Genomic DNA, 15,877 nt, shown 5'->3' with positions numbered 1-15,877 from the left:
CCATTGCTTCAGCCGGATGCAGATTGGCAGAAGCCTAACCAATCTGGCCCAGGACTGGGAACATCTCCAAGAGCCAGTAAGAAAGTTCCGGGATTGTCCCGGTCAGGAAAAGCACACCCGTGAGCACCAGTAGCCCTCCCATGATCTTTTCCACGCGACCGAGATGCCTACGGAAGCGCCTCATGAAACCCATGAACTGCTCCACCGCCAACGCTGCGAAAAGGAAAGGCAAGCCGATCCCCAAGGCGTAGGTTCCCAGCAGGCTGGCACCGTAGGCCACCGACTGCTCAGACGCAGCCACCATCAGGATGGCTGCCAGAACAGGGCCGACGCAAGGGGTCCAGCCGAAGGCGAAAGCCAGCCCAACCACATAGGCACCTGCGAGCCCGGCTGGCTTGGCTGCCTGGAACCGCGCTTCCCGGTACAACAGCATGATTCTGAAGACCCCGAGGAAATGGAGGCCCAGCAGAATGATCAGGACGCCCGAAATCTGCGACAGCAGGGTCAAGTTCTCGGCGATTAGGGCGCTGGCAGCGGAGGCCGTGGCTCCCAAGGCCACGAAGACCGTCGCGAAGCCAAGGATGAACATAATCGCGGATGCGGTCACCCTCGCGCGCACACTGCCGTCCACGGCACTAACCGTTCCGTCCGCATTCACCTTGGTCGTCATCTGATCCAGCGAGACGCCCGCCATGAAAGCAAGGTAGGGCGGCACCAGGGGCAGGACACACGGGGACAAGAAGCTGAGGATTCCCGCACCCAGCGCACCCAGATAGCTAACGTCCAATCCAGTCATCGGCGCCACCTCAGGCTGGCTGGCCTTGAGTATATGTGGTCGGCATCATATATGCTTGATATGATCAAGCACTCCCTCTTGGCCTTCGCCCTCCTGACCGCAAGCGCATTACCCGCTGCGGCACTGGAGCTTGTCATGTTCGAGGCCCCTGGCTGCACATTTTGCGAGCAGTGGCACGAGGAGGTCGGGGACGCATACCCGAAGACGGCGGAGGGCAGGCGTGCCCCGCTGCGCGTGGTGAACATGCAGTCCAAGCGGCCAGCGGATTTGGCAGCAATTAAGCCAGTCATCTTCAGTCCGACATTTGTCCTTGTGGAGGACGGGCAGGAGATGGGACGGATTCAAGGATATCCGGGCGAGGAATTCTTCTGGCCCATGCTGGGCGAACTGCTGGAAGCCATACCGGCGGCGCCCGAAAGCTGAGGCGCCTGCGGCATCGTCATTGGGCCAAGAACGCGTCAATCGCGTCCGCCGCATCCTCTGCCGCGAAGTCACGAAAGAAGTGGTCGCCCTCGATCAGCTGGAACTGGAGATTTTCCAGTTCCAAGGCTTCCACCTTTTCCGGAAGGTCGGGCACGACATTATCGTCGCTCGCCGCCAGCACCAACACCGGTACGTCGATATCGGCCAACAGATCCGGCGTGTCGAACTTTCCGTCATCCTGATAGTAGCCACGAATCGAACCGGCACTGACCTGGGTGTCGTCACACATGAGGAAGCGTGGCGCCGTCACCAGCGCGTCGTCAGGCTTGCCTTCAGCCAGGGCCAGAAGGGAGGCGGCCTCTTCCGGCTTCGGAACCCCGGCAGGGGCGACCAGAATGCCCTTCTTGACCGTCGGGTCCGGCTGACTGGCCAGATAGCGCGCCACCTGATTTCCGCCGCGGCTATGTCCCAAGAGGGACACTTGCCCGACCTGCTGATCCTTCAGCCAGTCGACCCAACCGGCAAGTTCTTCCACGGCATCCACCTGACGGTGGCGGCTAGGAACCTTACAGTCATAGAAGGCCTGACGTCCGTCGATGCCAAGGGACAGGGTGACCGCCAAGCTGCTGTGTCCGCGCTCCTTCAGCGCCTGCTGAAAGGCCTGCATGATTTCCATGCCGTGGTGAGCCATCGTGCCGTGCAGCATGAGGATGAGGCCGTCAGAAAGCGATGCTCCGTCCGCCAGTTCGAGACTGCCATGGAGCGTGCGCCCGCCCTGCTCCCTTGAAACAGGCTCCGCAGCCACGGGAAGCGCCGCGGCGGCCGAGATGAGAATGGCGGCAATAGTCTGAATGCGCATGTCTCATGCTCCCGAGCGGTTCTTCAGATAGGTGTGAAAGTCGCTGCTGCGCCAATGTCCTTCCGCAACGAAGCGGAGCATCGCAGCAAACTCCGGCGGTTCCAGGTAGCCGGGCATTCGCGCGACTTCCCGAGGGTGCGGGTCGAGGGCGACGAATTGGACAGTTGGGGTGAAGGTGGTTCGGGACGACCGCGCCACCTGCTTTTCCGTTCCAACCGCGCCGTCCAGTCCGGTTACCTCCCGGTCCCCGTGGATGTTCAAGCCGACCCAGTTGAAATGCGCACGGGCGTAATCGGCGATGTCGGCCTGTGCGAAGTTCTCCTCGTGCAACTTGATGCAGCCGGGGCAGCCTTTCTGCTCCCAGACGACAGCCAGAATTCGCCCCTGCTCCGCGGCTTCCGCAGCATCCTCCGGCAGGTGCAGGAATGTGTTCAGAAACCAACTCTGGGACGGCATTCCGTCGTCGGTCGTGATCAACTCCGCACGTGCCGACAGGGCAAAGCCAGTCGGAATGGTGAGCAATCCTGTCAGGACGTGGCGTCGCGTGGGCATCCTTGAGTTCTCCCTCGACCATATCGCCGTTGTGGATCCCGGCGACAGTCCGGATCCGCTGTTGACGGATGGTGGAGCAGCGACCCTAGCTGGTCCAGGTTTCCACCGCGAAGACAGCAAGGACCGCCTATTCCACTCCCCCACCTTCTTCCGGAGTCACGTCGATCTTGCGCGCGTGCCCCGTGATCTTCACCTCCTTGACGCAATCCTTCATGCACGGCTCCTGCGATGCGACCTTAACGTCCGGTCGCGGGTCATCGATGAAGCCATCGCGGTTCGGCATCTCTACCTTCGGCAGCGTCTCGGCGTTCACCACGAAATCCGACGGAACCACCTCGTCCATGTTCAGGATGTAGGCAGTCAGCGCGTAAACCTCATCGGGGGTCAGGGACTGCGCGTTTCCGAATGGCATGGCGCGGTAGACGTAGTCGTAGATGGTCGTGGCGTACGGCCAGTAGCTTCCGGGAGTCTTGACCGGACTGTCACTGCTCAGGCTGTCAACCCCACCCATCAGCACGGGCCAGCGATCGACCCCTTCACCGAACTCGCCATGGCAAGCCGCGCAATTGTCCATCCAAACCTGCTCTCCTTCCTCCGCCGTGCCTTGGCCGGGAGGCAGCCCCAAACCGTCGGGACGCACGTCGATGTCCCAGCGTGCGATCTCCTGCGGCGTCACGGCACTGCCGATCTCCCCCGGTTTGGGAAGATTGGGATCGGCAGCAAACGCCGCCCCACCGGTGGCCAGCAATCCGAGTGTGAGGATTTTAAGCGACTTGGACATTTTCCACCTCGCCGGTCGGGTTCACGAGCCACGTCATGATCGAGTTGTTATGGTAGATCGAGTTCGTGCCCCGCGCGTTGCGAAGGTCGACAATGGTCGGCTGGACGTATCCCGTTTCGTCCATTGCCCGGCTCTGCAGCATCAGCGAGGACTTCCCGTCCCAGCGGAACGGCAGGTAGAAGCGGGTCAACGCCTTAGGCAGGATCGGCTCCTCCAGCGGGGCCGTGATCCAGTTCTTGCCGCCGTCCATGGAGACATCGACCCGCTTGATGCGGCCGTTCCCCGACCAAGCCAAGCCCCGGATCACGTGAGGACCGGCGCCGTTCATCGGCTTCTCGGGAGACGGAGAGGTAATGACGGAGTTGGCCTCCTGAACCCAGGTGAATTTGTAGGCTTTGCCGTTGGGCAGCAGGTCCGTGTACTTCGACGTCTCCCAACGGGTGTACCAGGGCTCGTCGCCGACCTCGAGACGGCGCAGCCATTTCACCCACATGTTGCCTTCCCAGCCGGGGACCACCAGGCGCATGGGATAGCCCTGTCCAGGACGAAGCATCTCTCCGTTTTGGCCGAAAGCGACCATGCAGTCGTCCAAAGCCTTGTCCATTGGGATGGAGCGGGTCAGGGCGGCGGCGTCGGCGCCTTCCGCCAGCACCCATTTGGCTTTCGGTTTCAGGCCGACATAATCGAACAGCGTCCGTAGCGGAATACCGGTCCACTGGGCGCATCCCAGCATGCCGCGCGTGAACTGCACGCCATTCAACTGGGCGCCACGCCACTCCATGCCGCCATTGGCTGCGCACTCGGTGAAGAAGATTCTGTCCACCGGACGGAAGCGCAGCAGATCGGGGACGGATAAGCTGATGGGCCGCTCGACCAATCCATGGATCATCAGTTGGTGTTGAGCGGGGTCAATGTCCGCGCGGCCGCTATGGTGACGCTCGAAGAAAACACCGTTCGGCGTGATGATGCCGTGCAGATCCTGGAGCGGTGTGAAATTGATCGAGCTTTCCGTGGAGCCGGTCAACCACTCCACGTTCCGGCGGATGACATGGGCTTCATACTGTGATGGGGTGCCGTAGGGTTGGTCCGTGACTCCCGGTCCCAGATAGCGGCTATGGTCTGGCAATTCCTCGGGAATGCCCGCCGCACCCGCCGGGCGGAAGCCGACGGCGGTCAATCCGCCGCTGACCGCACCGACTGCCGCCATCTTGGCGCCGCCGGACAGGAAACGTCGGCGGTCAAGAGAGGTGTGTGGTTGGATAGTTTTCTGGGTCATCGTACGAGATCCCCTCAATCGACTGGCCCGTCACGCGCCCTGGGTGCGGACGGACTGGTTTTCGCGGACCTGGATGGTCTTTTGCTTTTGGATATGCCCGGCGACCAGATCCCAGATCGCGGGGCCTTCCGTGCCCTCGTTCACGCTGGCCCAACCGGCCACGACGTAGTTGCGGGACGGGTCCACCGGCTGGCCGGATTTCAGCATGGTCATGCCGCTGATGCGGCTGCCCATCGGCTTGGAGATATCGATGCTGTAGCCCATCCCGCCGACACGGACCATGTCGCCGCCCTGCTGGTAATAGGGGTCGGGATTGAACAGGTTGTCGGCCACGTCCTCGAGAATCGCCTTTAGCTGCTCGCCGCTCATCTCATTCCGGTAGGCGGCGGGATAGGTGATGGCGGTCTGGTTCCAGACATCCTCCATGGTGATGGGGCTGTCCGGCAGAAGGCTGCTGCCCCAGCGGAAGCCGGGCGACAATGCAATCTCCGCATCCCGCTCCGCCAACAGGGCGTCGCAGATCAGATCGTCCCAGGTGCCGTTGAAGTTGCCGCGGCGGTACAGCAGTCCGTCGGCGGTGCCCAGCACCCTGGCATACTGTTCCTCGAAGGGCTGGCGCAGTTCTCGGACCAGGGAGGCCATCTCCGGGTCCGGCGCGATGGCATCCGCGAAGACCGGAATCAGACGGTACTCGAACCCTTTCACCTCGCCGCCCCGGACATCCAGGTCCAGGCGGGACAGGTACTTGCCATGGCTGCCCGACGCGATCAGCAGCGTCTTCCCCTCCCGCACCGCGACGGGCAGGGCGTCATGGGTATGGGCGGTCAGGATGACGTCGATGCCTTCCACCCGGCTCGCCAGCTTGCGGTCCACGTCGAAGCCGTTGTGGGACAGCAGCACCACAAGCTCCGCCCCGGCGGCACGGGCCTTCTCCACCCGCTCGCGGACGAGTTCCTCCCGGATGCCGAAGGACCATTCGGGCACCATCCAGCGCGGGTTGGCGACGGGGGTATAGGGGAAGGCCTGGCCGATCACGGCGATCTTCACGCCGCCGCGCTCGAAACTCGCCGTGCCCTCGAAGACATCCTCCTCCCACTCCGTATCGCGGACGTTACCGCACAGGAAGGGGCAGCCCAGTTCTCCAGCCAGTTCCGGCACGCGGTCGGCGCCATAGGTGAATTCCCAATGGCCTGTGCTGGCCTCCACGCCCAGCGCCTTCAGCGCCCGGGCCATGTCGCCGCCCCGGGTCTGGAGGGCACCCCAGGAGCCTTGGAGGCTGTCGCCGCCATCCAGCAGCAGCACCTTGTCCCCACGCTCCGCCTGGATCGCCTTCACCAGCGTGGCCAGCCGGTCCAGCCCGCCGACCTTCCCATATTGGCGGGCAAGCTGGACGTAATCCTCGGAGGTCAGAGCATAGGCTTCCGGGCTGCCAGCCTTGATCTCGAACTTCTCCAGGAAATCCCGCCCGGTGAGGTGGGGCGGCAGGCCCGCCGCCTCGCCGACGCCGAGATTGACCGCTGGCTCCCGAAAATAGAGCGGGTTCAACTGGCCGTGAATGTCGGTGACATGCAGCAGGGTGACATTGCCCAGGGCCGGAAACCGCAGCAGCCCGTCCTGCGTGATGGCGCCCGCGGCCGCGGCGCGGGCCAGACCGCCCGCACCGGTGCCCATCAGGGTCGCCGCGGCGGCGGTAACCTGCAGAAAATCTCGTCGGTTCAGCATTCTTTGTCCCCTTTTTCCGGACCCTCTGGCATGCGTCAGGCAAAGTTCAGGCGTTCCGGGGCGAAACCGCCCCGGTTACCGCCCCGGACCTAATCCCGGGGCAGAACCGCATTTCAGTCAGTCAATTATGCCCGCCGCCTGTTTCCGTCCTGCTCGCGGGGCTCGGCCAGGGAGTAGAGGGCAAGGACGGGAACACGCGCTTAAGCCGCCTGGCGGCTCACCCGACGGTGATCTTGGCCGTTTCCTTGACGGTGCTGCCGTCGTCGTCGTGCCACACGAACTCGAACGTCCCACTCTCCTCCACCTTGGTGAAGAAGGAGATATAGGGGTTTGCCGAAACTCCAGGATGGAGAGTTGCGTTCAGGATTTCCTTTCCGTTGAAGGTGGCCGTCATCTTGTTGATGATCTGCCGCGGAATGGGATTCCCGGCGCTGTCCTTGCGCTGGCCGCTCTCCATCGTATGATTGATCAGCGTCTTGATCTCGATGACCTCGCCCTTCTTGGCCTTCGAGGGCAGGCGAACACGTGCTTTAGACATCAATTCCTCCAACACTGCTCAGCCGCCGCAGCCGCCGATGGTGACCTTGACCTCGGTCTTGGTCATCCAGGCGGACCCGTCGCTCATCTCTGCCACGGCCCAGATGTTCTGGGTCTTGGCCATGCGCATGCGGGTGGAAATTTCGGCCTTGCCGATCTGGGGCGTGAAGCCGAAGGTGGCGACCGCCGGTTCCGGATTGCCGTCGGCCAGGATGTGCACGGCCTTCACATAGTCCTTTTCCGTCATCGGGCTTTCGACCGACACGGTCAGTGGCACGGTGTTCCCGTTCTCCGCGATCTGCGGCATGGTCAGGGTGACCCGGCCTTCCTTGGCCGTCTTGCCGCCGATCAACTTGCCCATCACCTCCGCCGTCTTCTCCGGCGTGGCACGGGCCGGGCGCAGCGTTAGGACGACGGTGCCCGCTGCGGCCAGCGCTGCGGCTCCCCGTAACACATCGCGGCGCTTGACCGCACGCATGGTGCTTGACTGGCTCATCTTACTCCTTTCCTCCTGTCGGGCGGCAGGAATGGCCCGCCGCAGGACGGCTTATTGGAAGTTCAGTGCCGGATGCCCGGCGATTCCATGGGCAGCCCGTTGCTGGCTGCCGTGACGTAGAGTTCTAGGTCCGCATATTCCTTGGCGTCGGGCGGTAGCTCATCGGCGCGGACCTGGATGTTGCACCATTGCAGGCGCTTGCGAATGTCCCAGATCTCGTTCCGGCTGGTGCGCCAGACAGGGAAGTGCGGGATCTGCCCGGCGGTCTCACCCAGATACTGGCCGCGGATCCACTTGTTGGCGCCCTTGTCCGGGCTGTGGCAGTCCACGCAGGCGAAATTCAACTGGCCGACCTTGGTGTTCATCATCTTCGTCGCGCGCTCCATGGCCGCCTTCGGGCCCGGGCTCGACACGTCGACCTTGATCGGCATGCCGTTGGACAGCGACCGCAGATAGATCGACATATGCAGATTCTCATTGGTCTGCATGATCCAGTCCGCGCCGGTCGTGGCCTTGGCATGCCGGGCCACGAATTCCTCCACCCCGATCATCTTGTCCATGCCCTTGTGGTACTTGGGCATGGTCACGGCCCAGCCCTTCAGGGCGTCGGGATCGCTGTGGCAGCTTGCGCACGACTTGCCGTTCGGCCCATCCATTGCGAACAATTCGGGCCCCGTATCGAACGCCTCCGCCGCCGGGTTCACGAACGGGTCAGCCCAGTCGCGGTCCTCGACCGGCAGGGGGCGCTTGGACGGGTCGTCCAACTCATTCTTGAAGGTGGCCGGTGTCTTCAGCGTCTTCAGGAAGGCCACCATGTCGGCGACCTCCTGCTCCGAATAGAAGCCGTGCGCACCCCAGGGCGGCATCACGGATTCGGGGTTGTAGGCGCGCGGGTCCCAGATATAGTTGAACAGATACTCCTCATCCGGGTTGGTGGCCCCGATCTGGGACAGGTCCACGCCGACATTGCCCGGCAGTTCCGCAGTCTCCGGCCCCATCACATGGCAGGCAAGGCAGCCGCCGCCGCGGGAGCGGTCGAAGGCCAGCTTCTTGCCATTGGCGGCATCGCCGTTCAGGGGAGCATCGACCTTCTTCACCGGTCCGGCGGGCGGGGCCGGAGTCCGGCTGGTGTCAGCTAGATTGTTGTATTCATCCCAAGTAGCCTTATTCCAACCCTTGTAGCGCGTCCACGGCTCCGGCGCGGCCGAGCCCTCCGTCACCATGGGAACCTCGCCGAGGTCCTTGGCCATGGCGACTTCAGTTGGGCTCAGGGCAAAAAGAGCGATAGCTGATGCTGTCAGGCCGCTTCGGACTATGGCGGCGGAACATTGGATCACGTGCATAGGCACCTCCCCCGAGCCCTGGTGCAGCATTGCTGCTGAGCTTCATTGCCTTTGCTCTCGTCCCGCATCTGTTCCCATGCGGTTAACGACAGCCCATCAACATTACGGCAGTGGAATATTTTAGCAATGGAATTTAGTTGGCGGTCTTATGTTGCGCTGCACCCCATATCCAATACATGGTTATCAGATACTGAAGTAATGCAAACGAAATACATAATAAAAAATGCCAACGACTCGGCGAGTCTGGTTAACACAGCAGCACCGGCCATTTAATTCCGCCAAAATGCCGGACTTTCTTTGGCTATTATTCCGATAATATTGCAGTATTTGTTCTTTGCATGCTGTTTCGGACAAGGACATATAGATCCACTTCTTCTCAATCCGGGCCGTGCGTAGAAAGAGAATGCTTGAAGTCTTTTTTGCCACTGCGCTTTGTGTGAAATAAATATAAAAGCAGTCCCCGAGAGGGTCACCGCCTGATTATCCATCAGGATCTAAGGCATTCGGAATCCATTTCCGATTTGAGAACGGTGGAACCGCTCAGTGCTGGGAGTAATGTTAGTCTGCTTCGGCGCCTGACTTGGACGGTTCCGCAACCTGTAAGCCTGCCGGTGCGCAGAACAGCTTGTATAACTCGCCTAGGATGGGTGGAACGAGTTCTGACGAAATATGATAATAGATGACGTTTCCGTCGCGCCGGGTTGCCACCAGATTGTCCGATCTCAGCATGGCGAGATGTCGGGACAGGTTGGATTGGCTAAGCGGAACTCTCTGATTGATCTCGCTGACCGAAAGCTCGCCGTCGATCAGGCTGCAGAGGATCATCAGCCGATGCCGACTGGCGATCAGACGAAGGAATGTTTCCGCCTCAGCTGCAGCGACTTCAAGCTGCTTAGGATCAATCGTCGCGTCCATGATCGCGTCTCACTAGCCAGCCCCTGACCGACCCGCTTCTCCGGGACTGCATATCCCGAGGTCACGGTGGCCGACGCGGTCGCATACTGCCAAGCTGGCCGACTGCAGCCGATCGGGTGCAGCGCTCGATTGGCGTGACACGCTGCACATTTAAGGAGTGTCACTCCGCAAGGTGCTTTTCAAGCGCCTAGCGCGGATTCGTCACGGCCGACGATTGTTGAGACAGCCTCCTGTCAATCGAACGCCAACTGAGACCCGATGCCCTTGCCAAGCCAGCACGATTTGAAGCCCTCTGCACTCAGTCGCATGCGTATACATGCTGGTCGCTTCCCGCTTCCTGTCAGTTCCGAACCGCACGGCCCTCATACATGAATGCAATGACCTTGGCTGCTGGCAGGTAGCCGGTTGTGAGATCGACTATTTCCAACCCGGATCCACGAACGAGGTCGTCCATCTTACGGTCCAGATGACATCCTCCCGCACACACCTTCCAAATCGGCGTGAGGCGATGTTGCCATCGTCGAACACCAGGGTCTGGAGCCAATCCGTGCTCGACAAAGCAAAGCTGCCCGCCCGGTCTCAACACACGCCGGGCTTCCCGAAGTGCCGCAAGCGGATCCGGTATGCTGCACAGCGACCAAGTCACCACCACCGTGTCAAAGCTGGCGTTCTCGAATGGAAGATTCTCTGCCGACCGTTCTATCAGTGAAACGCGGACCCTAGACGTAGTCGCGGCTTTACGGGCGACCGCCAGCAACTCCGACGACGGATCTACGCCCACCACTTCACTGACGTTGGTGCCGTAAAGGGGCAGATTGCGTCCAGACCCGATGCCGATCTCAAGAACACGCCCCGAAGCGCCGCCGACGGTTCTTGACCGATGCTCCATGAGAATGGATTGCCCCATGGCCCAGTCGGTCAGGAACGGCAATATGTGCCTTTGATAGATCCCCATAGCCGCAGCCCCCGTTGTCGTCCACATGCCCGCCTCCGGGGATGGGTCATTCCGGCAGCATGTTCCCCGTGCGCAGGAACACACGATGCCACAGACCTGCTCCGGGGTAACTCAGCCCCAAGCCAACCGAACCGGTCCCGCGCAGCAAGCCTGGGAGTACGGACCAATATGATCATGAATTTCCCGTTCATCGCGACCACCGACCAGTCGCATGACCGGAAATCATGCGCTTCGATACCCTGATGGTTCTGGTACTAGGCGCCGGTTGTTGGGAACGCTTCAGACTTGGCGCATGTTGCCGAGGCAACCTGAAACGCGCCGATGACGGCATCGCTCTGAAGTTCATGCCGTCTCGGCAATCCATCTTTCCTCAAGGAGGAGGCCTATGCTGCCCGCTACGGCCTCGCGCGTGGAAAACGCCACGTCAGAGGCAATCAACCGCCGCTTCGCCCGGCAGATCGAACAAAGCATCCGGTATCATGCAGAGCACCCCGGAGCAATCGACAGGCGTCTCCGCGAACTTGACCAGGAGTGGGATGTCGAACGCACGCTGGAGGCCAATGCCGCCACGCTGGCCCTCACCGGAACACTGCTTGGCGCCTTTGCCGACCGGCGCTTCCTCGCCTTGCCCGCGGTGGTGACGTCGTTCCTGCTTCAGCACGCCCTTCAAGGTTGGTGTCCACCGGTTCCGATATTCCGCCGACTGGGCTTCCGCACCTCTGCCGAGATCGACCGCGAACGCTATGCGCTCAAAGCGCTACGGGGTGATTTCCGTCGGGTTGGTACATCCTCTGCAAGAACCTCCGCGAGACAGCAGGCCGAAGCCGCTCTTGATGCTGCCAGAGCCTGAATCATCAGAACACTTGCCTTGCCCGTTCTTTGGATAGGGAGCATTCCATGGTAGATCGCCTGAAAGTGGACGAGCGCTTCAGTATCGAGATGGGGCCACCGACCGCCGAACGGGTCGGGGAATTCGCTCGGGAAGGCTTCCGTTCGGTAGTGAACCTGCGCGCACCGGCAGAGCAGAACCAGCTTCTGTCCCCGTCCGAGGAAGGCGAGGTCGCCCGAAGCCATGGCCTCGTGTACGTCAATATCCCGGTCTCACCCGAGGACATGAACGAGGATACCGCGCACAGGTTCGAGCAAGAGGTCTCCCGCCTGCCCGGTCCGGTGGTTGTTCATTGTGCTTCGGGAAAGCGGGCGGGACTTTTTACCTTCATGCACGTGGCCCGCAGCGAGGGCCTATCCGGCGATGCCGCCATCGCGAAGGCGGAAAGCGTGGGTTTCGAGTTTGCTTCACCTGAGGCAAAGGCATTCTTCCGGCGCTATGTGAACAGCGCCCAGTCTTAAGCCCGGGAGGGTTTTGATGATCTTCCGTCAGCTATTTGAACCGGAGTCCTCCACCTATACCTACCTGTTCGGCTGCCGGGACACAGGGCAGGCCATTCTCCTCGATCCCATCATGGAAACGGTCGACCGCGACTTGGCCACGATCCAGCAACTCGGCCTGCATCTCGCCTGCACGCTCGACACACATATTCATGCCGACCACATAAGCTCGGCCTGTAGGCTGCGCAGCCTGACAGGATGCAAGGTAGCCTATCCGGCCATGGACGGGTTGCCCTGCGCCGACGTCGGAGTCGCCGAGGACAAGCCACTGGTCATGGGCGGCCTCACCTTCAAGCCGCTGTACACGCCCGGGCACACCGACACCCACCATTGCTATCTGATCGACCGGGAGGATATGCCCCGGGTGTTCACCGGGGATGCCCTCCTGATCGACGGCTGTGGGCGCACGGACTTCCAGAACGGAGACACGGAAGCCCTCTACCGCTCGGTCCGGGAGAAGATCTTCACCCTACCGGAGGACACGCTCGTCTACCCGAGCCATGACTACCAACACCGGCACATTTCGACCGTACTCCAGGAACGGGAACGCAACCCGCGCCTTGGTGACGCCAAGTCGCTGGAGGAATTCACCCGGATCATGACCAATTTGAACCTGCCCTATCCAAGGAAGATAGACGTGGCGGTACCTGCGAACCGGCTCTGCGGCGATTGCCCCGATGACGCACCGGAAGCGCTGCGCCGGACCGGGGACAAGTCGTTTCAGGGGGTGCCAGTAGATGAGGTCAGGGCGGCGGATTAGAGTGTATCGATCGGGATCTTCAGGTAGCGTCTTCCGTTCTCCTCAGCGGGTGGCATCCGACCGGCTCGTACATTTACTTGGACCGAGGGCAGGAGCAGCTTCGGTATGTCGAGCGTGGCATCCCGGGCTGTCCGGAGTGCCACAAACTCCTCCTCGCTGACACTGTCCCGGACATGGATGTTGGTGGCGCGTTGCGCGGCAACCGTGCTTTCCCAGGCATAGGTGTCTCGGCCCGGCGCCCTATAGTCGTGACCGGTGAAAATCCGCGTTTCCGGCGGCAGAGCCAGGATGCGCCGGATCGACCGATAGAGCGCACGGGCATCGCCGCCGGGGAAGTCGGCGCGGGCCGTGCCGTAATCGGGCTGGAACAGCGTATCCCCGACAAACGCCGCATCCCCGATCAGGTAGGTCATGTCGGCGGGGGTATGTCCCGGCGTATGGATCGCCTGCACCTCCAGCTGCCCCAGCCGGAACCGCTCGCCGTCGGTGAAGAGATGATCGAACTGGCGACCATCGGCGACAAAACCCGGCTCCAAGTTGAACAAGGCCCGGAACACCCTCTGCACCTCCCGGATATGCTCGCCGATGCCGATACGACCGCCGACCTGTTGCTTCAGGTACGGCGCCGCGGAGAGGTGGTCTGCATGAACATGTGTCTCCAGGATCCACTCCACAGCGAGGCTGCGCTCGCCCACCAGTGCCACCATGCGATCTGCTGAGGCCGTGGACGTCCGGCCGGACTTCGGATCGAAATCCAACATACTGTCGACCAAAGCCGCTGCCCGGGTCGCGGGATCCACCACCACGTAGCTCACCGTGTTGGTCGCCTCGTCGCACAGCGGGATGACATCAGGCTTCATCGGAACCTCCTGCGCGGCCCGGGATGGACCCCGTGATGTTTGCCCTTGAACAGGTGACCTTACTTAATATATGCGTCAAGTATAATTTACTAATTGGTGAATCATCATGGCTGATGTTGGTGCCCCTCCGATGGACCCTGCTGTCCTTGAAGTCCGTGCCGCCGAGGCCGAGGCCTTCCTGCGCTCGCTGGCCAGCCGCCACCGCCTGATGGTGCTGTGCTCGCTGGTCGAAGGTGAGTTGCAGGTGGCCGAGCTCGTGAAGCGCCTGGGCATCTCCCAATCCAACCTCTCCCAGCATCTGGCCAAGCTGCGGGAAGAGGGTCTTGTCGAGACCCGCCGCGACGGAGTGGCCATCTACTACCGCATCGGTTCCGACCGGGTCCGGCCTGTCCTGGCGGAGCTCTACCGCCTGTTCTGCGCCGAACCGAACGACCCGCGCTGAGGAAGTCACCATGGAAAACTTCACACCCGTATCCGCCCTGATTGGCGGCCTGCTGATCGGAACGTCCGCCGCCCTGTTCCTGCTGCTCTATGGCCGCATCACCGGCATCAGCGGCATTCTCGGCGGCGTGCTCAAACCGGTGCGCAGCGATGTGGCCTGGCGGCTCTCCTTCATTGCCGGGCTGCTCATCGCCCCCCTGCTGTACGGGGCCGTCACCGGCGGTCTCCCACCTGTCGAGATCGATGCGCCTCTTGGGCTGCTGATCGCGGCGGGCCTGCTGGTCGGCTTCGGCACCCGGTTGGGGTCCGGCTGCACCAGCGGGCATGGCGTCTGCGGTATTGCCCGGCTCTCGCCCAGATCCCTGATGGCCACCGGCGTTTTCATGGCCACGGCGATCCTCACCGTGCTCGTCACCCGTCACTTTCTAGGGGTGTGATCCCATGCGCTTGATTGCTTCCGCCTTCCTCGTGGGGCTGCTCTTCGGCCTGGGTCTGGTCGTCTCCCAGATGGTCAATCCGGCCAAGGTGCTGGCCTTTCTGGATATCTTCGGGAACTGGGATCCCAGCCTGGCTTTGGTGATGGGCGGAGCCGTAGCTGCGGCAGCCGTCGGGTTCGCCATTGCCGGGCGACGGTCAGCGCCGCTGTGGGCGCCCGCCTTCCAGATTCCGACCCGGCGCGACCTGGATGCTCGGCTGATCACCGGGGCCGCGCTGTTCGGCATCGGCTGGGGCCTGGTCGGCCTCTGCCCCGGTCCGGCCATCACGGCTCTATCCTTGGGCATGTGGCAGGTCTTCGTCTTTGTGGCAGCGATGCTGGCAGGCATGTCGCTGTTCCGCCTGCTGCCAGCCACCGGTGCTGCGCCGTCCCCTGCGCGGTGACCTCCCGGTCGTGCTGCACGCCCTTGACCGCCCCCGTTCCAACCTACCCGGAGCCGTATCGTGGACGCGCTCGTCACCATCCTGTCCGGTTCGCTGGTCGGCTTCTCCCTCGGCCTGATCGGCGGGGGAGGCTCGATCCTGGCGGTGCCGCTGCTGCTCTATGCGGTCGGCATTCCTGATCCCCATGTGGCGATCGGCACCAGCGCGCTGGCGGTGGCCACCAACGCTTTCGCGAACCTGGCCCAACATGCCCGGGCGGGCACGGTGAAGTGGCCCTGTGCCGCAACCTTCGCCGCATCCGGCGTTCTCGGCGCCCTGGTCGGGTCGACGGTAGGAAAGTCCATCGACGGCGAGCGGCTGCTGTTCCTCTTTGCCCTCGTCATGGTGGCTGTGGGCATCTCTATGCTGCGGGGGCGGCGGGGCGAAGGTGATCCGGGCGTGCGCATCAACCGGAAGATCGCCGTGCGGTTGGTCGCGATCGGTTTTCTCGTCGGCGCCATCTCGGGCCTCTTCGGCATCGGCGGCGGCTTCCTGATCGTGCCCGGCATTATGCTCGGCAGCGGCATGGCCATGCTGAACGCCATCGGGTCCTCGCTGTTCTCGGTGGGCGCCTTCGGCCTGACCACGGCTGCGAACTATGCAGTGTCGGGACTGGTCGACTGGACTATTGCGGCCCTATTCATCGCTGGAGGCGTGGTCGGCGGTTTCCTGGGCATGAAAGCCGCGGTGAGGCTGTCCACCCGCAAGGGCGTCTTGACCAAAATCTTCGCGGGCGTGCTGTTCGTGGTCGCAGCCTACATGCTGTACCGCAACGCTGGCGCTGTGGGCCTCTTCTAACGCGGCCAACCCGAGGCAGGTACGCCTAGTTCGAGAGCAGCACTGCCTGCACAGCC

At 62.3% G+C, this 15,877-nt stretch carries 20 protein-coding genes; 8 read left to right on the top strand and 12 right to left on the bottom strand.

All coding sequences use genetic code 11. From position 1 onward, the window contains the following. Positions 1-34: 34 nt before the first annotated feature. Entirely contained in the window at positions 35-796 is a 762-nt protein-coding gene (locus DOL89_RS18240; protein WP_119680799.1) for a cytochrome c biogenesis CcdA family protein, read from the bottom strand. A gap of 51 nt (positions 797-847) precedes the next feature. Between DOL89_RS18240 and DOL89_RS18235 the strand changes: the two genes are divergently transcribed. Continuing rightward, positions 848-1,219, top strand: a complete 372-nt coding sequence (locus tag DOL89_RS18235) for a thioredoxin domain-containing protein (RefSeq protein ID WP_225890034.1) — start codon at positions 848-850, stop codon at positions 1,217-1,219. A 16-nt stretch (positions 1,220-1,235) separates the two neighbouring features. On the opposite strand, the gene DOL89_RS18230 is transcribed toward DOL89_RS18235, so the two are convergent. From DOL89_RS18230 to DOL89_RS18185, 10 genes are all read right to left on the bottom strand, one after another. Continuing rightward, positions 1,236-2,024 carry an alpha/beta hydrolase gene (locus DOL89_RS18230; RefSeq protein ID WP_205574723.1) on the bottom strand — a complete coding sequence of 263 codons (789 nt, stop codon included), beginning with the start codon at positions 2,022-2,024 and terminating at the stop codon, positions 1,236-1,238. A gap of 57 nt (positions 2,025-2,081) precedes the next feature. Next, complete coding sequence (locus DOL89_RS18225) at positions 2,082-2,630, bottom strand: thioredoxin family protein (RefSeq protein ID WP_119680797.1); 549 nt, start codon at positions 2,628-2,630, stop codon at positions 2,082-2,084. 127 nt (positions 2,631-2,757) lie between these two features. Then, positions 2,758-3,411, bottom strand: coding sequence for a c-type cytochrome (locus DOL89_RS18220; protein WP_119680796.1), 654 nt, complete (start codon positions 3,409-3,411; stop codon positions 2,758-2,760). Further along, positions 3,395-4,687: a sulfite dehydrogenase gene (soxC, locus tag DOL89_RS18215; RefSeq protein ID WP_119680795.1), complete on the bottom strand. Its 1,293-nt coding sequence runs from the start codon at positions 4,685-4,687 to the stop codon at positions 3,395-3,397. Before soxC ends, DOL89_RS18220 begins: the two co-directional genes overlap by 17 nt. Positions 4,688-4,717: 30 nt before the next feature. Next, positions 4,718-6,409 (bottom strand): thiosulfohydrolase SoxB, encoded by a 1,692-nt coding sequence (gene soxB, locus DOL89_RS18210; protein ID WP_119680794.1) that lies wholly within the window; start codon positions 6,407-6,409, stop codon positions 4,718-4,720. A gap of 217 nt (positions 6,410-6,626) precedes the next feature. Beyond that, complete coding sequence (soxZ, locus tag DOL89_RS18205) at positions 6,627-6,950, bottom strand: thiosulfate oxidation carrier complex protein SoxZ (protein ID WP_404813513.1); 324 nt, start codon at positions 6,948-6,950, stop codon at positions 6,627-6,629. Positions 6,951-6,965: 15 nt separating this feature from the next. After that, the gene (gene soxY, locus DOL89_RS18200; protein ID WP_119681351.1) at positions 6,966-7,424 is read right to left on the bottom strand and encodes a thiosulfate oxidation carrier protein SoxY; all 459 of its coding nucleotides are present in this window, start codon (positions 7,422-7,424) and stop codon (positions 6,966-6,968) included. An 80-nt stretch (positions 7,425-7,504) separates the two neighbouring features. After that, complete coding sequence (gene soxA / locus DOL89_RS18195; protein ID WP_119680792.1) at positions 7,505-8,692, bottom strand: sulfur oxidation c-type cytochrome SoxA; 1,188 nt, start codon at positions 8,690-8,692, stop codon at positions 7,505-7,507. 651 nt (positions 8,693-9,343) lie between these two features. Continuing rightward, positions 9,344-9,700, bottom strand: a complete 357-nt coding sequence (locus DOL89_RS18190; RefSeq protein ID WP_119680791.1) for an ArsR/SmtB family transcription factor — start codon at positions 9,698-9,700, stop codon at positions 9,344-9,346. Positions 9,701-10,040: 340 nt separating this feature from the next. Continuing rightward, a complete protein-coding gene (locus tag DOL89_RS18185; protein ID WP_119681350.1) occupies positions 10,041-10,655 on the bottom strand; it encodes a class I SAM-dependent methyltransferase in 615 nt (204 codons plus the stop codon). 385 nt (positions 10,656-11,040) lie between these two features. Here DOL89_RS18185 and DOL89_RS18180 point away from each other — a divergent pair, with 385 nt between their 5' ends. From DOL89_RS18180 to DOL89_RS18170, 3 genes are read left to right on the top strand one after another with little or no spacing between them, the layout of a single operon-like run. Beyond that, entirely contained in the window at positions 11,041-11,505 is a 465-nt protein-coding gene (locus DOL89_RS18180) for a hypothetical protein (protein ID WP_119680790.1), read from the top strand. 47 nt (positions 11,506-11,552) lie between these two features. Further along, positions 11,553-12,005 (top strand): beta-lactamase hydrolase domain-containing protein, encoded by a 453-nt coding sequence (locus tag DOL89_RS18175; protein WP_119680789.1) that lies wholly within the window; start codon positions 11,553-11,555, stop codon positions 12,003-12,005. A 16-nt stretch (positions 12,006-12,021) separates the two neighbouring features. Continuing rightward, entirely contained in the window at positions 12,022-12,804 is a 783-nt protein-coding gene (locus DOL89_RS18170) for an MBL fold metallo-hydrolase (RefSeq protein WP_119680788.1), read from the top strand. On the opposite strand, the gene DOL89_RS18165 is transcribed toward DOL89_RS18170, so the two are convergent. Beyond that, positions 12,801-13,664, bottom strand: a complete 864-nt coding sequence (locus DOL89_RS18165; protein ID WP_119680787.1) for an MBL fold metallo-hydrolase — start codon at positions 13,662-13,664, stop codon at positions 12,801-12,803. The two genes, DOL89_RS18170 and DOL89_RS18165, sit on opposite strands and share 4 nt — an antisense overlap. Positions 13,665-13,794: 130 nt before the next feature. Here DOL89_RS18165 and DOL89_RS18160 point away from each other — a divergent pair, with 130 nt between their 5' ends. From DOL89_RS18160 to DOL89_RS18145, 4 genes are read left to right on the top strand one after another with little or no spacing between them, the layout of a single operon-like run. Beyond that, on the top strand, positions 13,795-14,106 hold the full coding sequence (locus tag DOL89_RS18160; protein WP_119680786.1) for an ArsR/SmtB family transcription factor: 312 nt from the start codon (positions 13,795-13,797) through the stop codon (positions 14,104-14,106). Between the two features lie 10 nt (positions 14,107-14,116). Then, on the top strand, positions 14,117-14,542 hold the full coding sequence (locus tag DOL89_RS18155) for a YeeE/YedE family protein (RefSeq protein WP_119680785.1): 426 nt from the start codon (positions 14,117-14,119) through the stop codon (positions 14,540-14,542). A gap of 4 nt (positions 14,543-14,546) precedes the next feature. Beyond that, positions 14,547-14,984 carry a DUF6691 family protein gene (locus DOL89_RS18150; RefSeq protein WP_119680784.1) on the top strand — a complete coding sequence of 146 codons (438 nt, stop codon included), beginning with the start codon at positions 14,547-14,549 and terminating at the stop codon, positions 14,982-14,984. Between the two features lie 60 nt (positions 14,985-15,044). Next, on the top strand, positions 15,045-15,821 hold the full coding sequence (locus DOL89_RS18145; RefSeq protein ID WP_119680783.1) for a sulfite exporter TauE/SafE family protein: 777 nt from the start codon (positions 15,045-15,047) through the stop codon (positions 15,819-15,821). Positions 15,822-15,877: the final 56 nt, after the last annotated feature.

Source organism: Indioceanicola profundi (genome assembly GCF_003568845.1).
Classification (GTDB): domain Bacteria; phylum Pseudomonadota; class Alphaproteobacteria; order Azospirillales; family Azospirillaceae; genus Indioceanicola; species Indioceanicola profundi.
This window is presented reverse-complemented; position numbering and strand designations above follow the sequence as displayed.

Coding starts and splice junctions, on each gene's coding strand:
- soxB (WP_119680794.1), bottom strand. CDS start 6,409: ATGCTGAACCGACGAGATTTTCTGCAGGTTACCGCCGCCGCGGCGACC.
- DOL89_RS18235 (WP_225890034.1), top strand. CDS start 848: ATGCTTGATATGATCAAGCACTCCCTCTTGGCCTTCGCCCTCCTGACC.
- soxA (WP_119680792.1), bottom strand. CDS start 8,692: ATGGCCAAGGACCTCGGCGAGGTTCCCATGGTGACGGAGGGCTCGGCC.
- DOL89_RS18180 (WP_119680790.1), top strand. CDS start 11,041: ATGCTGCCCGCTACGGCCTCGCGCGTGGAAAACGCCACGTCAGAGGCA.
- DOL89_RS18175 (WP_119680789.1), top strand. CDS start 11,553: ATGGTAGATCGCCTGAAAGTGGACGAGCGCTTCAGTATCGAGATGGGG.
- DOL89_RS18185 (WP_119681350.1), bottom strand. CDS start 10,655: ATGGGGATCTATCAAAGGCACATATTGCCGTTCCTGACCGACTGGGCC.
- DOL89_RS18150 (WP_119680784.1), top strand. CDS start 14,547: ATGCGCTTGATTGCTTCCGCCTTCCTCGTGGGGCTGCTCTTCGGCCTG.
- soxC (WP_119680795.1), bottom strand. CDS start 4,687: ATGACCCAGAAAACTATCCAACCACACACCTCTCTTGACCGCCGACGT.
- soxY (WP_119681351.1), bottom strand. CDS start 7,424: ATGCGTGCGGTCAAGCGCCGCGATGTGTTACGGGGAGCCGCAGCGCTG.
- DOL89_RS18220 (WP_119680796.1), bottom strand. CDS start 3,411: ATGTCCAAGTCGCTTAAAATCCTCACACTCGGATTGCTGGCCACCGGT.
- DOL89_RS18165 (WP_119680787.1), bottom strand. CDS start 13,664: ATGAAGCCTGATGTCATCCCGCTGTGCGACGAGGCGACCAACACGGTG.
- DOL89_RS18240 (WP_119680799.1), bottom strand. CDS start 796: ATGACTGGATTGGACGTTAGCTATCTGGGTGCGCTGGGTGCGGGAATC.
- DOL89_RS18155 (WP_119680785.1), top strand. CDS start 14,117: ATGGAAAACTTCACACCCGTATCCGCCCTGATTGGCGGCCTGCTGATC.
- DOL89_RS18225 (WP_119680797.1), bottom strand. CDS start 2,630: ATGCCCACGCGACGCCACGTCCTGACAGGATTGCTCACCATTCCGACT.
- DOL89_RS18160 (WP_119680786.1), top strand. CDS start 13,795: ATGGACCCTGCTGTCCTTGAAGTCCGTGCCGCCGAGGCCGAGGCCTTC.
- DOL89_RS18190 (WP_119680791.1), bottom strand. CDS start 9,700: ATGGACGCGACGATTGATCCTAAGCAGCTTGAAGTCGCTGCAGCTGAG.
- DOL89_RS18170 (WP_119680788.1), top strand. CDS start 12,022: ATGATCTTCCGTCAGCTATTTGAACCGGAGTCCTCCACCTATACCTAC.